This window comes from Thermomicrobium sp. (assembly GCF_053493975.1).
The window spans coordinates 85,031-100,695 of sequence record NZ_JBRBZA010000015.1; the positions used below are offsets into that span (position 1 = coordinate 85,031).

At 63.5% G+C, this 15,665-nt stretch carries 15 protein-coding genes and 1 pseudogene; 5 read left to right on the forward strand and 11 right to left on the reverse strand.

Annotated features, from left to right (window positions below; genetic code table 11):
* Positions 1-36: 36 nt before the first annotated feature.
* The 7 genes from ispH to ACWIVK_RS03540 form a co-directional block, all read right to left on the reverse strand.
* The gene (ispH, locus tag ACWIVK_RS03510) at positions 37-1,020 is read right to left on the reverse strand and encodes a 4-hydroxy-3-methylbut-2-enyl diphosphate reductase (RefSeq protein ID WP_448575171.1); all 984 of its coding nucleotides are present in this window, start codon (positions 1,018-1,020) and stop codon (positions 37-39) included.
* Positions 1,017-2,558: a phytoene desaturase family protein gene (gene crtI, locus ACWIVK_RS03515; protein ID WP_448575172.1), complete on the reverse strand. Its 1,542-nt coding sequence runs from the start codon at positions 2,556-2,558 to the stop codon at positions 1,017-1,019. Before crtI ends, ispH begins: the two co-directional genes overlap by 4 nt.
* Positions 2,559-4,130 carry a carotenoid biosynthesis protein gene (locus tag ACWIVK_RS03520; RefSeq protein WP_448575173.1) on the reverse strand — a complete coding sequence of 524 codons (1,572 nt, stop codon included), beginning with the start codon at positions 4,128-4,130 and terminating at the stop codon, positions 2,559-2,561.
* On the reverse strand, positions 4,096-5,274 hold the full coding sequence (locus ACWIVK_RS03525) for a glycosyltransferase family 2 protein (protein WP_448575175.1): 1,179 nt from the start codon (positions 5,272-5,274) through the stop codon (positions 4,096-4,098). The genes ACWIVK_RS03520 and ACWIVK_RS03525 overlap by 35 nt, the downstream gene beginning before the upstream one ends.
* Positions 5,271-6,098 (reverse strand): alpha/beta hydrolase, encoded by an 828-nt coding sequence (locus ACWIVK_RS03530; RefSeq protein WP_448575176.1) that lies wholly within the window; start codon positions 6,096-6,098, stop codon positions 5,271-5,273. Before ACWIVK_RS03530 ends, ACWIVK_RS03525 begins: the two co-directional genes overlap by 4 nt.
* On the reverse strand, positions 6,074-7,012 hold the full coding sequence (locus ACWIVK_RS03535) for a phytoene/squalene synthase family protein (protein ID WP_448575177.1): 939 nt from the start codon (positions 7,010-7,012) through the stop codon (positions 6,074-6,076). The genes ACWIVK_RS03530 and ACWIVK_RS03535 overlap by 25 nt, the downstream gene beginning before the upstream one ends.
* Positions 7,013-7,499: 487 nt before the next feature.
* Positions 7,500-8,075, reverse strand: coding sequence for a TetR/AcrR family transcriptional regulator (locus tag ACWIVK_RS03540; RefSeq protein ID WP_448575178.1), 576 nt, complete (start codon positions 8,073-8,075; stop codon positions 7,500-7,502).
* Between the two features lie 234 nt (positions 8,076-8,309).
* On the opposite strand from ACWIVK_RS03540, the gene ACWIVK_RS03545 reads away from it, so the two are divergent.
* Positions 8,310-9,533 (forward strand): MFS transporter, encoded by a 1,224-nt coding sequence (locus ACWIVK_RS03545; RefSeq protein WP_448575179.1) that lies wholly within the window; start codon positions 8,310-8,312, stop codon positions 9,531-9,533.
* 158 nt (positions 9,534-9,691) lie between these two features.
* On the opposite strand, the pseudogene ACWIVK_RS03550 reads toward ACWIVK_RS03545, so the two are convergent.
* Positions 9,692-9,895 (reverse strand): annotated as a pseudogene (locus tag ACWIVK_RS03550) (MarR family transcriptional regulator); the annotation flags it as partial.
* Positions 9,896-10,303: 408 nt separating this feature from the next.
* Here ACWIVK_RS03550 and ACWIVK_RS03555 point away from each other — a divergent pair.
* The gene (locus tag ACWIVK_RS03555; protein ID WP_448575180.1) at positions 10,304-10,975 is read left to right on the forward strand and encodes a 50S ribosomal protein L25; all 672 of its coding nucleotides are present in this window, start codon (positions 10,304-10,306) and stop codon (positions 10,973-10,975) included.
* A 30-nt stretch (positions 10,976-11,005) separates the two neighbouring features.
* Here ACWIVK_RS03555 and ACWIVK_RS03560 read toward each other — a convergent pair whose 3' ends face one another.
* Both ACWIVK_RS03560 and ACWIVK_RS03565 read right to left on the reverse strand, forming a co-directional pair.
* On the reverse strand, positions 11,006-11,380 hold the full coding sequence (locus ACWIVK_RS03560; protein ID WP_448575181.1) for a hypothetical protein: 375 nt from the start codon (positions 11,378-11,380) through the stop codon (positions 11,006-11,008).
* On the reverse strand, positions 11,377-11,853 hold the full coding sequence (locus ACWIVK_RS03565) for a CpXC domain-containing protein (protein ID WP_448575182.1): 477 nt from the start codon (positions 11,851-11,853) through the stop codon (positions 11,377-11,379). The genes ACWIVK_RS03560 and ACWIVK_RS03565 overlap by 4 nt, the downstream gene beginning before the upstream one ends.
* Positions 11,854-12,401: 548 nt before the next feature.
* Here ACWIVK_RS03565 and ACWIVK_RS03570 point away from each other — a divergent pair.
* The 3 genes from ACWIVK_RS03570 to tsaA are packed head-to-tail and all read left to right on the forward strand — an operon-like array spanning position 12,402 to position 14,935.
* The gene (locus ACWIVK_RS03570) at positions 12,402-12,644 is read left to right on the forward strand and encodes a hypothetical protein (RefSeq protein ID WP_448575183.1); all 243 of its coding nucleotides are present in this window, start codon (positions 12,402-12,404) and stop codon (positions 12,642-12,644) included.
* A complete protein-coding gene (locus tag ACWIVK_RS03575) occupies positions 12,641-14,089 on the forward strand; it encodes a molybdopterin-dependent oxidoreductase (protein WP_448575184.1) in 1,449 nt (482 codons plus the stop codon). Before ACWIVK_RS03570 ends, ACWIVK_RS03575 begins: the two co-directional genes overlap by 4 nt.
* Before the next feature lie 30 nt (positions 14,090-14,119).
* Positions 14,120-14,935 (forward strand): tRNA (N6-threonylcarbamoyladenosine(37)-N6)-methyltransferase TrmO, encoded by an 816-nt coding sequence (gene tsaA / locus ACWIVK_RS03580; protein ID WP_448575185.1) that lies wholly within the window; start codon positions 14,120-14,122, stop codon positions 14,933-14,935.
* A 3-nt stretch (positions 14,936-14,938) separates the two neighbouring features.
* Here the strand turns inward: tsaA and ACWIVK_RS03585 are convergent, their stop codons facing one another.
* On the reverse strand, positions 14,939-15,661 hold the full coding sequence (locus ACWIVK_RS03585; protein ID WP_448575186.1) for an ABC transporter permease: 723 nt from the start codon (positions 15,659-15,661) through the stop codon (positions 14,939-14,941).
* Positions 15,662-15,665: the final 4 nt, after the last annotated feature.

Here is a 15,665-nt window from a genome sequence, read left to right on the forward strand (position 1 = left end):
TGCACGGTGCAGTCTAGCATCGGAGGGTGGTGTGGGTCAGTCGGCGAACTCTTCGACGTCCGGATCGTCGTCCCGCCAGAGGCGCTGAGGTGGGGAAAAGCCGAGACGGACGAGTTCCTCGATAACGGCCAGGATCACCTCATCGGGTGTGGAGGCTCCAGCCGTAATGCCGACGCGACGGACAGAAGCCAGGAGCGCAGGATCGAGCTCTTCGGGTCGTTCGACGAGGAGACTCGGGGTGCCCAATGATCGACTCACTTCGACGAGGCGGGCAGAATTGGAGCTCTTGCGTCCACCGATCACCAATACGAGGTCGACCGTGCGAGCCAAGCGAGCGAGCGCTTCCTGTCGTTCCCAGGTAGGCTGACAGATGGTGTTGACGACGCGCAATTCCCCACCATGTGGGAGCACCCAAGCAGCGAGTGCTTGCGCGAACGCCGTGAACTCATCGGTTCGTTTGGTCGTCTGGGCGATGACGGCCACCTTGCGTGGCGGTGGCTGCAATGCCCCGGTACCCCGTGGCCCATCCCAAGGCAGGTCCTGAAAACTCTTGGCCGCACAGGCACGTTCGGTCCCTGCCCAACCCAGGACACCACGCACTTCAGGGTGTTGTGCGTCCCCGTACACGACGAGAAAGTAACCCTGAAGAGCCAGCTTCTGAGCCAATCGTTGTACTTTCGTGACCAGCGGGCACGTGGTGTCGATGACCTCGAGATCGTAGGCCGACGCCTCCTGATAGCGAGTCGGTGGGGCGCCATGGGCGGTGATCGCGACGCGATCGAGCCCGCGTCGTCGGGCATCGACCGGGTCGGTCACCGGAAAGACACCCTCGCGCGTCAATTGCTCGACGACGATCGGGTTGTGGATGATGTCACCGAGTGCCGCGACGGGTCGCTCGCGGGCGGCGTTCCGCACGATTTCCAGGGCGCGGCGAACGCCCCAACAGAACCCGAGCACCTCGGCGACCACGATTTCCTTCTCGCCGATGGTGACGTTCGACGGTATGCCTCGACTGTTCATCGTGTCCCCCTCTCTCCGGCCACGATGTCGGCTGTCAAGACGAGCCGATCTCTCTCCGGTGGTATGTCCTCGCGCAAGACACGGCTCGTAACGGCGGCAGAGAGCAGAACGCCGGGCAGACCTGCGCCGGGGTGCGTGCCAGCGCCGACGAAGTAAAGGCCCGGGATGCCGGAGCGATTGTGCGGTCGGAAGTAGGCGGATTGCAGGAGCGTCGGTTCGAACGAGAAGGCCGCGCCGTAGCGACTGCGAAGAACGTCGCGAAATTCCATCGGCGTCCACTCGGCCTGGGCGGTGATCGCTTCGCGCAGGTCCTCGAGTCCGTGGAGTGCTTCCAACGTCGTCAGGACACGGTCGCGGAAGGCTCGTCGTTGCTCAGCGGACCAATCACCGGTCTTCCCGAGATGCGGGACCGGAACGAGAATGTAGAGACTCTCGTGCTGCGGAGGGGCGAAGCTCGTGTCGGTGTGCGCGGGAGCATGCAGGTAGTAAGCGAGTTCGGAGAGCGTGCCATTGCCGTCGAAGAGTTCCCGCAATTGTTGTTCGTAGTCGAGCGGCATGATGATCGTGTGGTGCCTGAGTCGCTCGTAGCGCCGAGCGACTCCGAGATAGAGGAGATAACAACTCATCGAGTAGCGCGCTCGCGCCAGCATGAGCCGGAGAAGACGAGGACGAGTCGCTGGTGGCACCAGCTCCAGAACGGTGGTCGCCACATCGCTATTGGCGACGACAGCTCTCGCCGGGACCAGGTCCCCATTGGCGAGTTCGACCCCAGACACGGCTCCGCGGTGGTCGGTGAGGATTCGAGTCACCGGTGACCCGTAGCGGATCTCTCCCCCCAGTCGCTCGACGAGGCGGGACAAAAGCAGGACCACAGCGCGCATGCCGCCCCGCGCGAAGTGGACCCCTTCCAACCGTTCCAGGTAGGGGACGATGCTGTAGATCGCGCTCGCCCGCAGCGGGTTACCGCCGATGAACAGCGGATGGAAAGAGAAGACCATACGGAGGTGCGGTTCGCCGAAGAACCGACCGGCGAACCGGTAAACACTTTCGTGTGCCCGCAGCGCGAGGAGTTCGGGAACCACCCGCAGGAAACCCAACAACGAATCGAACGGTTCGCGGGCGAGATCGCCGAACGCCCGCTCGTAGATGCGGCGGGTCGCGTTCATGTAGGACCGAAAGGCAGGAACGGCAGCGGGGTCGAACCGAGCGATCTCCGCTTCATCGAGCTCTGGATCCCCCCAGTAGTCGAAGCAGGCTCCATCGCTGAACAAGATCCGATACGCTGGTCGGAGCCGGATCAGCTCGAGTTCGTTCTCGAGGGTCGTTCCGGCGAGTCGACAGAGTTCGTCGAGGAGGGAGGGAAGCGTGATCAGCGTCGGTCCCGTATCGAAGCGATAGGGGCCCAATTCCAGATAGCCAGCTCGACCCCCGGGTCGTTCCAGGGCCTCGACGACGGTCACCATGTACCCAGCAGCGAGCAGGCGAACTGCTGCAGCGAGTCCACCGAATCCTGCTCCGATGACGACGACGCGCGTCATTCAGCGCTCCTCTCCAGCGAGCTGCGTGGCCAAATGTTCGTCGAAGCGCGCCGCGACCGACTGCGTCGCTCGCAGTGCGATCTCGAGCTCACGTGTCGCCTGTGCAACGTCGGTGTGGCTCGTGACCAGGAGCGGTTCCCCGATCGTGATCACGATCGGGGAGCCAGTGGTCTCCAATTGGACGGGGTAGACAGGAATCGAGGTGCCGATTCGGGCTGCCGCCGCACGGGCGATCCAGACGGCTCCTGGGGCGAGCTGATCGTTCTCGCTGCGACGTGCCGGAAGATGCGGGTCGATCAGCGGATATCCCTCCGGAAAGACGACCAGCAACTGACCAGCGGCAACTCGCCGGACTGCTTCGCGCAGGCCGCCGACGAGGAGGCGCTGTCCCTCTCGTGGCGAGTAGATCTGTCCTGGTCGGTCGATCTCGCGCGGCCGGACGATCGTCGGCCAGCCAGCGGTCCGGCAGAGCAGTTCCATCAAGCGACGCCAGCGTCGATCGGGTACCCAATCGAGGGCTACCAGGAATCGCAACGGGCGATCGATCGTCGCCAGGAGAGCTCGACCATCGTCGAGGTGATGAACGTGCTGAGCAGCTAGGATCGCTGGCCCCGACGGTAGAGGCTGGGCGGTGTGGAAGGCGATCGGTCGACGGAGGGTGAGACGGGCAAGGCTGCGGAGCACGAGCCAAGAGATGTGCTCCACCACAGGTTCGGGCTGTTGCCGATCCGCACGGTGTGTGCCAACACGTGTCCGGTCAGCGGCGAAGAGTGCCAGCGTTGCGGGGAGCAGGCCGGCAACGAACGCCAGCGCGATCGGTCCCCACAGTCCCACCGTTGCGCACAAGGCGCTCGCAAATAGGATGTTGGCGGCGTAGATGGCATACGGGAAGCTCGCGGAGCGGAGTACGGGTTCGGCGCGCCAGGCCCAGCGGCTCGCGGCTGTGAACGCGATTCCGGTGAGAGCCCAACCGGCGAAGTTGATGACCGGCATCCCGAAGTAGGAACCGGTTTGATGCCACACCCAAAAGCGTGCTTGCATCGCCTCGTGCGCCATCGCCGGATCGAGCACGAGGTCCCAAACGACTAGAAGCCAAACGCCAGCGAGCACTGAAGGCCAGAATGACCCGCGACGGGGCAAGTATCGGCGCAGCCGAAGCGCCAAAAGATAGGACGCGAGCCCAACGGTGAACCAGGAGAGCGGGATGGTGAACGGCACGCGACCCAGAATCTTGTAGCCGAGTCCGCTCGTGTAACTGTAGTTACCGAAGGGCCAGCCAGTGCTGGTACCGATGAGTTCGGCGCTCAAGGAGATGGCGACACTGAGCAGAAAGAAGGTGAGCGTTCGACGTGGGCCGATCGCACTCCAGGCATAAACGAAAAGCGCGGCAGCACCGAGCACGATGTAGCCGACGCCGCCCCACCGCATGCCGAAACCATAGACGGAGCGGCCGAGTTCGAGATGAGCCCACAGGTCCGGTCGCTGGAGTGCGATCGCGATTCCTCCCACGCCGAAGAGGAGCGCTACGACATAAGCGCTATAGAGAGCCCACGCCAAGCGACTCGCGCGCATGCTGCACGTCCTTTCCGATCGCTCGTCCACGCCAGGTCGGCTGCCGGTTCCAGGCGCTGGTCACCAAGCGAGCCACCACCAGCGGATCAGCCAAGGGGGCAAGCCAGTACCAGATCGGTCGCCGTGGGTAAGCGCGTCGGATTCCCCATGCCATCCCGAGCCGAACCGCGAGCGCGAAAAGAGCGGCTGGCCGCAAGGCAGCATCGCGTCGGCTCGCCAAGAACAGCGGCAACCAGGCACCCTGGGTGCCGAGGAGAAGTGCCATGTCCAGCAGGTGCCGCCAAACGGGCCGCTCCTCATGCGCAGGCAGCGAGCGCGGCCAAGCGTGCCAGATCGCTCGACCGTCCCGATACATCGTGACGTAGGAGTTATCCAGCGCATCCCAGAAGGCGACCCGGTGACCGAGCTGCACGAGTCGACGCGCCGCTGCTACATCTTCGGCGTTGCTGTGGGCGAGAGAGCGGAGGTCGTCGAGCGCCTCGACGGCCCGACGGTGCAGGAGCATGGCTTGCCCATTGGCCAAGGCGTCGCCGGGCTCGGAAAAGAGTCGGCCGGGTACTCCGTAGCGATACACGAGAGTGGTCAGGAAAGCGGGATGGAGGAGCCAACTACCGATGTCCGGCATCGGTCGCTGATGGAGGGCGACGCTCCCACAGGTGACGCCGTGCTGCAGAGCGAGCGCGAGCATCCGCTCGGCGAGGGTCGGTGCCGGCCGCACATCTGCGTCGACGATCAGGTACCAGTTCGCTGGGAACTCCCGGCAGGCAGCTACCAGGCCCCACACCTTGCCGTTCCATCCAACCGGCGGTGAACCGACGGAAAGCCAGCGGACGCGTGGATCGCGCAGCTGGTAGGCGGTGACTAGCTGGGCTGTTCGATCGCTCGACCCGGTGTCGACGACCACGATGGCGGAGACGAGCGGCGGTTGGCTTATCAATCCCTCCAAGCAGGGTGCCAACCGACTCTGTTCATTCAGGACTGGCACGATCGCGACGACGCGCTCATTGGGTGGTCGAGCGTCACTCGCCGAAAGGAGGGTGTGCCGCAGGCGCTGGCGAGCGGAGTGGACGAGTCGTGCCAATGCGACGCTGTGCGCGGTGATCACGAGAGTCGAGAGCAACCGTGAGAAAGCGCGACCGCTCATCCGCCGATCCCTTCCCCCAACGTGATGAGCAGTCGCGACATGAGCGGAAAAGCGGGGTGTTCGGGCCGGACGAGTTGGTGATCACCCGGCGTTTCGATAAAGAATCGCAGGTTCCCGAACGCGCGGACGAACTTCCGGGTATCGCGTGCCAAGACAGTCGTATCGTTGCGGCCCTGAACGATGGAGACTGGGCTCTCGACCGATCGAGCTGCCTGACGGGCGCGCTCCGCGGTCATCGCGAGTTCGCGCAGCAGACGCCAGGGGAAGCGGAGCGACCGTAACTCGTCGCGCACCAGTGGATCCGAGGGATCGAGCAAGGGATTCCATCCGGAAAGCGCTTGCCGGACGGCTGGGTCATCGAAGTCGACGCGGGCGAATGGTCGCGGGCCGGCGCTGAATCGTTCGAAGAGTGGGATCAGCCACCGGTACCAGAAGGGCAGGGGCATTCGTGAGAATGGAGCGAGGAGAACCAGCGCAGCCGGTTGTAAGCGTGCCGCGAGTAAGGTCGCGAGTGCACCGCCGAGCGAGAAGCCGACGATGACCACATGCGAGGAGATCCGGCTGGCGGCCCGCAGGAGCGTATCCTCCCAATCGCGGAGCGTCACCGCGGGTAGTTCGACGATCCGGGCACCGAATCCTGGCAGAAGCGGTGCCGAAACCGTGAAGCCCTGACGGTGAAGGATTTCGGCGAGTGGTCGCCACTCGGCCGGTGTACCCATGAATCCGTGAATCAAGATGAATGCCGGTGATCGACCAGGCAACTCGATCGGTTGGTGTTCCGGTGAGCGGAAAGGCTCGCTCAAGCGATGCCAAAGCTCGGACATGGGCAGTTTCCTCCGCGCGAGAGACGACGATGGATTTTCCAGGCTCGGAGCAGAGCCGCTGCTTTGTCATCGTAGCCGGCAACTGCCCGCAGCCGTATGGTGTCGTATTGGTTGCGCTCGATGACGTGGAGGATCGCGCCGTAGACTTCGGCGGACACGATGATGGCGAGGCGAACGCGAGGCGGCAGGCACGGGTAACCACGGATCGCCTGCCTGTAGAACTGACGGGCCCGCGCCACCTGGAGCCGGATCACGGCTTGCAGTCGGTGATCGGGTGGACGGAACTCGTTCGCCAGTCGCTCCACTTCGCTCGGGTCGACGCCGAAGCGGGCGAGATCTTCGATCGGGAGATAGAGCCGCCCGCGACGAAGATCTTCGCCCACGTCTCGTGCGATATTGGTCAGTTGCATCGCGATACCCAGTGCATTCGCGGCCGATAGCCCGGGTCGACAGTGAACACCCAGGAGAGGAGCCAGCGTCAGTCCGACCGCACCGGCGACTCGGTAGCAGTAGTGATAGAGCTCGGAGTGCGATCGAATGCGTCGAGGGAAGAGATCATCCAGCAGTCCGTCGATCAGGTCGCAGGCGTACTGGGCCGGAAGACCGTACCGCGTGTACACACGCGCGACCGCTCGAGCGAGCGACGGATTCGGTACCGGTGTGGCGAAGTGACTGACCAGCCAAGCTTGCCAGCTGCGCAGCATCGTTTCGGCCAGCTGTGGTTCCAACCGCCCAGTGTCTGCGATATCATCCAGGTGGCGAAAGAACGCATAGATGGTGGTCACGTGGTGTCTCGTCTCGCGCGGCAAAAAGCGACTCGCCAGCCAAAAACTCCGACCGTAGCGGGCGAGTGTCTCGTTCCAAGCGCTGTCGTGCTCTATCCCGACTGATTCCCAGGGAAATGAACTAATCATTGTTTGACCCGATACGACGCAATTGAACCGATGCTATCCATCTCTCGACAGCGAATCGAGTCTCCCCTAGCAGTATAGCCTTCGCTTTCCAGCTTGCCAAGGCACCGCGTCTCGAGCGCCGCGGACTTCGTGCACCGCACGGAGGATCGTCGCGGATCGTCGGGACACATGCTGCAGCGCGCGGAAAGCTGGCGTGAGCCTGCTGACCGAGGTTCTCGGGTGAAAATCGGACGTGCTGTCTTCATGCGGTAAGCGGGCGAACCCGGCTTGCAGCTGGTCGATTCGTGCGGTGCTGCGTGTGAGACTTTTCTGCGAAATACCGGTCGCATCGATCCGGAGACAGAACGGACTCAGCTCTTTGGGGCGCTCTCTTGAGGAGGCGCTGATTTCGCCCGAGGTGATGCCGAGCCTAGCACGAAACGAGCCGGGGCACCGGCCGTGTGCAGCACCCCGGCTCGTTCCCCGAAGCTGCGCGAGCGTCGAGCGCTTAGGCGCGCAATCCCTGGAGAAGGACCGGCAAAGCCGTCTCGACCAGTTCGCTCGCTTCCTTGCCGCTCAAACGTGCATTGGCATGCATCGCTTCCGCGGTCGAGAGGATCGCCAGGGCTGCGAAACGGGTATCGACTGAACGTCCCTCACCGCGCTGTTGCGCTGCTTGGAGCAGATTCTCGATCGGGCGAACGAGGCAATCGAGCGCCAGCTCGATCAACCGCTTGCGGTGCTCTTCGGAGATGGCCGGGAAATCGGCTAAGAGCATACGCGCAAGGTCGACCGGCGGGTGGCTAGCCAGCCACTGCAGCACCGCGCGGAGTCCGGCTTCCAGTGATGCACCAGCTCCGGCGATCGCCTGCTCCAGCCCCTCGCGATGGGCTTGCAGCCCGCGCTCGGTCACGGTGACGTAGAGTTCTTCCTTCCCGCCGGGGAAGTGATAGTACAACGACGCCTGCCGAATCCCGAGTTCCTGCGCGATGTCGCGCAGTGTCACAGCCTTGTAACCGCGCTCGGCGAACAAACGCTCGGCGGCCGCCTGAACTCGTTCTCGTGCAGCACTGATCGTGCTCACCACGGTACCCTCCCTATCGTCAGGACTTCTACTGAACGGCCAGTCACACTATAGCAAAAATTGTCGCTGAGGTCAACCGGCCGTTCCGATCTTCTCGAGCGATCGAGGTGTGGTGAACTGTGCGAAAGGTCCGATGCTGGTTTGCCGAATCAGGATCATTTTGCCATGAGCTACTATTCGAGATCTGCTCAATTCGCGCCATTCGCGTATGATCAGCGGAGGGAAGGAGCGAGTATGGGAGAGCAGCTCGTCGGTTGGTCTCGCCCCTCGCAGGGCACGCTTTTCTGGGTGATTCGCCTACTCGTCTTCGCTGCTTTCTTCGATCTCTTTCTCCAGTATCCGATCGCTGCACCGTATGCGGCGACGCTCGGCGCGGGCCCGGCACTCGTCGGGCTGATCGTCGCCGCCTACTCGATGGCGAATTTGGGCGCGAATCTGGTCGCTGGAGCGCTCCTGGATCGGTTTGGGCGGGGCAGGCCGCTCTTGGCGAGTCTCCTGCTCACCGCTCTGACGGTCGCGTGCTATGCCCTGGTGCGCACACCTGGGCAACTACTCGGTCTTCGGCTCGTTCATGGCGTCGTGGTCGCAGTTTTGGCTCCCGGGGCGTTCGCCTTGGTGGGAGATCTAGCCCCGCCTGAGCAACGCGGGCGGCTGATGGGAACCAATGGCGCGATGATCGCACTGGCGGCGATCGTCGCACCGGCTGTGGCTGGAATCCTGCAGGAGCGCGTCGGATACGCTGCGGTTTTCCTCCTCGATGCTCTCGTTCTCACGGGGGCCGGCATCGTTCTCCTGGGTTTCTGGAAGCGCATCGCCCGGAGTGGACGGGTGCGCGATCGGGAGCCCTCCACGACCGGGGGATGGAGTGGGTTGGTCCGGCAAGAGATCGGCCCATTCGCGACGATACTCGCTTTTGCCATCGCGCTCGGCATCTTCGTCACGCACGTACCAGAGCGGCTCGAGTTCCTCGGGATTCCTGCTTCCGTTCGTGGCGCAGCGTTCAGCACGTACGGTATTTTGGCCGCGCTCGTCATGATCAGTCCGCTGCCGAGCCGTCTCCTGCGCCGCGCTGGCCTTCAGGCGAGTGCAGGGGGACTCTCGCTCATCAGTATCGGCTTGCTGGTCGCGAGTGCCGTACGCTCGGTTTCGCCAAACGCTCTCGAGCAGCTGACCCTGATCGGTGCTGCGATCTTCGGCATCGGATTCGGACTGCTCTTCCCGACGGTGACGGCGGAGGTGGCGCGTCGATCACCACCGGGCATGCGTGGACGGGCGTTCGGTGTCTTCTACGCGCTCTATTCCCTCGGCGTGGTACTCGGGGCATTGGCGAGTGGCTGGTTGACCGAGTTCGCTGGGCGGGCCTCGGGCTGGCCGCTCGTCGTTGGCGCCGCGGTGTCGGCACTGGGTTGTGTGGTTCCGTTCCTCGAGCGGCGCACACGCGAGGAAGTCGCGTTATGACGGCGTGCTTCGGGGAGCCCCTGAGTGAGTTCCCCGAGAAGCCTTTCTAGTCCTCTGGAGAGCGCAGCCGATATCTCGGGTGGCAAACGGTTCGCGGCGAGGCTGATCACTGCCGGTGGAGCGATTTCCGAAAGAGCCACTAGGCGCCCTGCCGGAGTGGCGGCGACGAGAATCGCTCGCCGATCCCGAGGATCAGGTTCCCGGTGCGCCAGTCCAGCCTGTTCCAGCGTATCGATCAGACGTGTTGCAGCGGCGCGCGAAATGCCCAAGAGTGCAGCTAGTTCGCTGGCGCGGAGCGGGCCGAGCACGATCAGGAGATGCAGCGCGGTGATTTCGCGCTCGAGTGAGGGGGGCTGGGTCATCAGCCTCTGCTCCAGAAGCCCGAGTACTCGGGCAGCCACAACGACGTACAGGAGAAGTTCAGTGACTGGTGGGTCACTCTCCGATTGTCGTGCTGACCGCGGTTCCACGAGTGTCGATCCGTTTCCAGGCGCCCGGTAGGGTCGTGCGTCATCTGCACTCTGGCAGATGACGCCGGCCGGACGTCTCCCCTAAAGGTCACGAATCGAGCTGACGTTCATCCTGCTGACCGATCGTGACTCGCGTCACGCAGAACCATGATCAATTCGTTCTGGCCTGGGAGCAGGTCTCCCCTTGCTCGCGAGGCTCGCGAGAGGCCGACGATTTGGCGAGGACTGGGTGTTCGTGTAGGCTACCATGGTGGTGGACATGGTGCAGGGTGGGAAGGCGAAGAGACGGAGCGGGCGATCATGACTGAGCATCCAGTAGTGAATGGCGAACGTCGTACGGTTTTCGGGAAAAAGGTCAAGCGCCTGCGCCGGCTCGGGAAGACGCCGGGTGTCATTGCGGGACCGGTCGTTCCTGAGCCGATTCCGGTCGCGGTGGATGAGCGCGAGTTCGAGCGGGCATTCCATCGCGTTGGGACCGCGCGACTCGTGGATCTCGTCGTCGACGGGACGACGTATCCGGTGTTCATTCGTGAGGTCGCGCTGCATCCGGTCACCCGCGAAATTCTGAACGTGGAGTTCTATGCTCCTGACCTGGCTCGACCCGTGACGGTCACCGTGCCGGTCATCACCGTCGGTGAATTGGCTCCGGATGTCGTCGGTGTCGTCACTATCCAGACGCCAGAGTTGGAGGTTCGGGCGCTTCCGGATGCCGTTCCGGAGCATATCGAGGTCGACTTGAGCTTGCTTTCTCGCGAGCGCACAGCCATTCATGCAGGTGAGATCCCGCTGCCAGTCGGCGTCGAACTCGAGACCGATCCGGACGTGGTCGTCGTCGTGCTGGAGGAGGCGGAAGAAGCCGAGGCGGTGGAGGAAGCGACCCACGTGCTCGCTGAGGAGATCGGTGACCGGCCGCGCTCGGCGGAGGAGGGGGCCGCACCGGTGCGAGAGCGGAAGCTGCGCGAGAGCGAATGAATCCCCGGGCTCGCACCGGGCTCGCGTTCGTCAGCGGGTCGCTGAACGGGCGACCCGTGCCACGATCACCGTGAGCAGCCCGAGCAGCGGAAATGCGAGCGACCAGCGTCCCGGAAGCCGACGACGCCGGGGCGCTGCCATCTTGACGTGCTCGAGCTGCCACTCGCGTCGTCCGTCCGCGTGCTCGATGAGTTCGATACGCAGACTCTCGACGACGGTAAAGGGGGTGAGCGGCGGTACCGATCGCCGGGAACCTCGATCCGCCGAGCGCTGCAGTATCTGTCCGAGAAGTGGGGCCAGACGAGTTACCCAATCGAGTGCCGTCACCACCGGCAACTGGATATGCGGCTGCGCGGTTTCGATGACCGATCGCTCCGGAAGGGGTGCGGGAAGCGGCCGTGTCATGACTGTTTCTGCTCCTGCCGTCGCTGCTCCCACCAGCTGCGTGCAGCTGCAACTGCCTCTTCGCCACCCAAGTATTTTGCGATCAGCTCGTCCAAACCGAACACGACATCGACACGGACGTCGACATCGCGATACTCGAGGACGAGATCCTCGTAACGAGCCCAGTACCAGTCTTCTCCACCCCCGGCGTGGATCTCCCACTCTGGTCGCACCTGGATCAGGAGTCGCTGCTCAGGATCGTAATATTCGAAGATCGTCTCGATCTGGCGCGGTTCCTTGCACAGCGGGCAGCGTGTCCAGTGGATGGTTTTGAGGAGAATTCCGTATCGTGCATCGGGATGTGTGGCGACGTTGATGCGACGGGCGACCGGCGCCGACCAAATCGTCTTACAAGCTGCACAGCGCATCTCGATCTCGCTGAATTCGGTCGGCAAGTCAGGAACGGACACTGCCTGCTCGGGTCGTTCGGTCATGGTATCGTCCTTCGTTCCCCGCCGCTCACGCTCGATCGGTCTGGATTGTACCGGATCGAGGGGGTTTTCCGGGAGACAATGACTCGAGTCTGCGGCCGTGGTCACCTGCGCCGTTCAGTCTCGTGATGCCCATGACGATTGCCGGCGAGAAGATCGCTGAACGATGCGCCAGGCCTACCGGTAACTCGGGTCTGGTTCGAGTCGGTCGGATGCGAGTCGAGCGACGGATTCGCCTTCGAGCAAAAAGTGGGTGTACTGGGTCGTCGATCGGCGGGTGAGCGGGTGACCGATGGGCAAGCGCTCGGTGGATGCCGAGCGTTCGAGACGTGCGAGCCAGTGTATCGAGCCGCGTGACTGGAGCGGTCGCTCACAGACGAGTCGCAGCACTGTCACGGTTCGCGATGTCGATTCCCGACGATAGCGGTGCCGACCATCCGGAGACCAGGAAGCTGCTGCGAAGACTACTCCCGACTCGCGTCGATTTTCCAAATGGTGAAAGAAGCTCGATCGGTTACCGGCAGAGGTTAGACTTCATGAGGAGGCTGCACATGGATCTCCAGGAGAGCGTGGTGAGAGCATTGGAGCAGCGAGGATACGAGGTGGTGCGCCGGACGAGCGCGCTCGTCTTCCTCGTCCACCCGAAGTCGCCCGGCATCATGGTGCGTGTCGGGACGGTGTACGTCGTCGCGGAAACGAGCGGCGCTGAGGTTGCGCGGCAGCGCCTCGACCGGTTCGATGTCGCTTCCTTCCTCAGCCAACTTCGGTCGTACGAGACTAGGCGGGCGCGATGAACCAGAACCGATTGTCGAGATTGGCCACCGGAGCCGTCGTCGGCTTCCTCTGGGGTACTATCCTGCTCCTCGTGGAGTGGCTCGTCGGTGCCGCGACGCTGCTCCGGGCGGTCCTCGATGCGACTACGCGGATCCTTCCGGTCGGCCTTTTCGGTCGGATACTCGGACGTGCCGAAAATGCGGCCAAGCCGCTCGCCGTAGTTGGAACGCTGGCCCTGTTCGCACTCATTGCCGCATTGATGACTCTCGTGCTGCGAGGGCGTGCCCGCATCTGGTTACTCGGAGCGCTCGCTGTCGTGCTGTGGTCCAGCGCAGCCTGGATCGCGTACGAGTACGGCGGGACGCTCTCGACCGTCTTGGTCGTCGCGACCGGGAGTACGTTCTTTCTCGTCAGTGGATTGGCGATCGTTTCTGCCGAGACGCAACCGAGTTCGCAAACCCGGCGGCGCTTGCTCCACATCTTCCTCGGTGTAGGCGCCGTGTTGGGGCTGGTGGCTGCTGGTCGGCTCCTCACTCGTTTGGGGGCGCGGTCGCGCGCGCCCCGCGCGGTCGATGAGCGTGGGCTTTCGCCCGCTATTACACCGCTCGCTGATTTCTACGTCGTGTCCAAGAATGTCGCCGATCCGGAGGTCGATCCCGCACGCTGGCGGCTGCGGGTCAGCGGACGAGTCCGTCGCCCCTTGGAGCTTGATCTCGCGGCCTTGCGATCTCGACCAGCGGTGCGCATGATTTCGACGCTCGAGTGCATCAGCAATGACGTCTGGGGACCGTATATCAGTACCGGCGAGTGGATCGGTCTGCGCTTGCGCGATCTCCTGTTGGAGGCGGAACCGGTGGACCCACTGGTCGACGTCGTGCTGCGGGCAGCCGATGACTACTCGGATTCCATCCCGTTTTCGGTCGCATTGGATCCTGCAGTGCTCTTGGCCTATGGTCTCAATGGCGAGTCTCTCCCGCGTGAACATGGGTTTCCCTTGCGCCTCGTCGTGCCGGGTATTTACGGCATGAAGAATGTGAAGTGGATCACCGAGATCGAGTTGGTCGATTTCGACTACCTCGGGTACTGGCAACAGCGTGGCTGGAGCGACAGTGCGATCGTCCAGATCCACTCGCGCATCGATACGCCCCGAGGTGGGAGCGTGCTGACACTCGGGCAGGAGGTGCTCATCGGTGGTATCGCCTTCGCTGGAACGCGCGGGATCCAGCGTGTCGAGGTGTCGGTCGATGGAGGAGCCACCTGGCAATCAGCCGAATTGGAGAGTCCGCTCTCGCCGTATTCCTGGGTGCGCTGGTGGAGCGCCTGGCGTCCGAATCGAGAAGGACGTGCTCGCCTGGTGGTGCGCGCCTGGGACGGTGACGGTCGACTCCAAGAAGAGCGGGAGCGGCCGCCGCTCCCCGATGGAGCGACCGGTTGGCATCGCATCACCGTCGAAGTGCGCGCGTGAAACGGAGCACGACGCAGAGGAGCAGGCAAGGTGAACGACGAAGCCTTTCGGTTGGTTCCCATTGGGGTCGTCCACTCACCGATCGCTGATCGACGCCTCATGCCTCCCGAGGGAGTCGAGGCAGAGATCGAGATCTTTCCAGATTTCACCGATGGCCTCTTGCGGATCGAGGAGAACAGTCACCTCTGGGTGCTCGGTTGGTTCGTCGACGCAGACCGCGAGCGCCTGGAGTTGGTGCGGCCGGAGTACGATCCGGCGCGTCGACGGCGCGGTGTGTTCGGTCTCCGTTCGGTCGCCCGGCCGAATCCGATCGCCTTGACGGCAACACGCCTGCTGGCTGTGGAGGGATTGCGGTTACGGGTCGCACCGCTCGACTTCATCGATGGAACGCCGATCGTCGATCTGAAACGGTACTCGCCGAGTTGGGACTGCATCTTTTCCGCCCGAAGTTCGCGCGATCGGTATCTCATCGACTGGGACAGTCCCGAGCGCCTGGCCGAATACGAGCGCGAGGCGACCAATTTCCACGGGGAGCTGTGTGGGTGGATCGTCATCGGCGCGCGGCTCATCCAGCACATCGGCCTGCTTTGGAGGGTTCACCCGAAAGACGATGATCTCCACGTGACGGTGAGCGATGATCCGGCGCTCACTCACTTGGCCGACGCCTTGCAGGCCGTGACTGCGGCGACCTTGGGTAATGGGCGGCTGCGTGTCACGAGCGAGCGGCAGGTGTCGTTTACCTGGCGCGAGCGACGTTGGACGGTCGCTCCCCGGCCATTGCCCGATCTCCCGCTCGAGGCACTCCGTTCCCTGGCGATCGAACACCTGATCGACGAATGTTCTTGATGGCTACTCCCAGCGAAAGGTACGCTTGGCGACCGCGAGAAAAAGGGCTGTCCACAGGACGAGCGCCACGAGTTGGGTAAGAGGAATCGCGGGCACCGGTGACAAGACCGAACGGAGCGCACTGGCCAGCGCATTGGAAGGGAGGAGAAGACCGACCAGTGCGAGCGGACCGGGTAGGTGTTCGACTGGCCAAGCGATACCGCCGAGCAATATGAGAAGCAGGTAGAGCCCGTTGGAAAGAGCGAGCGTCGTTTCGGCGCGCACCGCTCCCGCGATCAGTAGGCCGAGACTGGCGAAGGTTGCCGTCCCGAGGAGAAGAACCAAGCTGGCGAACAGCGCGGAGCCAGTCGGGCGCCAGCCAAAGGCGAGGGCGACCGCGACGAGCAACACCGTCTGCAGGAGTTCGATCGTGACCACCGAGGCGATCTTGGCGACGATCAGGCGACCACGGCCGAGCGGCGTCGCTCCGAGCCGCTTGAGGACACCGTAATGGCGCTCGTATGCCGTGCGGATGCTGAGGCTAACCAAGCCGATCGAGATCACTGCCAGGGCGAGCATGCTGGGTAGCAGAAAATCGATCGGTCGCGCGTACTGATTGGGCGCTAGACCCAGCAGTGCGAAGAAGACGAGCAGCGCGGTCGGTATGACGAGGGTGACGAGGAGTCCTTCCCCACTGCGCAAAGTGAGCCGCACTTCCATGCGCGCTTGAGCCCAGAGTGCGTGCATCGTG

What these genes read in the sequence shown, in the direction of transcription:
- ispH (WP_448575171.1), bottom strand. Translation starts at nt 1,020, where the DNA reads ATGAACAGTCGAGGCATACCGTCGAACGTCACCATCGGCGAGAAGGAA.
- crtI (WP_448575172.1), bottom strand. Translation starts at nt 2,558, where the DNA reads ATGACGCGCGTCGTCGTCATCGGAGCAGGATTCGGTGGACTCGCTGCA.
- ACWIVK_RS03520 (WP_448575173.1), bottom strand. Translation starts at nt 4,130, where the DNA reads ATGCGCGCGAGTCGCTTGGCGTGGGCTCTCTATAGCGCTTATGTCGTA.
- ACWIVK_RS03525 (WP_448575175.1), bottom strand. Translation starts at nt 5,274, where the DNA reads ATGAGCGGTCGCGCTTTCTCACGGTTGCTCTCGACTCTCGTGATCACC.
- ACWIVK_RS03530 (WP_448575176.1), bottom strand. Translation starts at nt 6,098, where the DNA reads ATGTCCGAGCTTTGGCATCGCTTGAGCGAGCCTTTCCGCTCACCGGAA.
- ACWIVK_RS03535 (WP_448575177.1), bottom strand. Translation starts at nt 7,012, where the DNA reads ATGATTAGTTCATTTCCCTGGGAATCAGTCGGGATAGAGCACGACAGC.
- ACWIVK_RS03545 (WP_448575179.1), top strand. Translation starts at nt 8,310, where the DNA reads ATGGGAGAGCAGCTCGTCGGTTGGTCTCGCCCCTCGCAGGGCACGCTT.
- ACWIVK_RS03555 (WP_448575180.1), top strand. Translation starts at nt 10,304, where the DNA reads ATGACTGAGCATCCAGTAGTGAATGGCGAACGTCGTACGGTTTTCGGG.
- ACWIVK_RS03560 (WP_448575181.1), bottom strand. Translation starts at nt 11,380, where the DNA reads ATGACACGGCCGCTTCCCGCACCCCTTCCGGAGCGATCGGTCATCGAA.
- ACWIVK_RS03565 (WP_448575182.1), bottom strand. Translation starts at nt 11,853, where the DNA reads ATGACCGAACGACCCGAGCAGGCAGTGTCCGTTCCTGACTTGCCGACC.
- ACWIVK_RS03570 (WP_448575183.1), top strand. Translation starts at nt 12,402, where the DNA reads ATGGATCTCCAGGAGAGCGTGGTGAGAGCATTGGAGCAGCGAGGATAC.
- ACWIVK_RS03575 (WP_448575184.1), top strand. Translation starts at nt 12,641, where the DNA reads ATGAACCAGAACCGATTGTCGAGATTGGCCACCGGAGCCGTCGTCGGC.
- ACWIVK_RS03585 (WP_448575186.1), bottom strand. Translation starts at nt 15,661, where the DNA reads ATGCACGCACTCTGGGCTCAAGCGCGCATGGAAGTGCGGCTCACTTTG.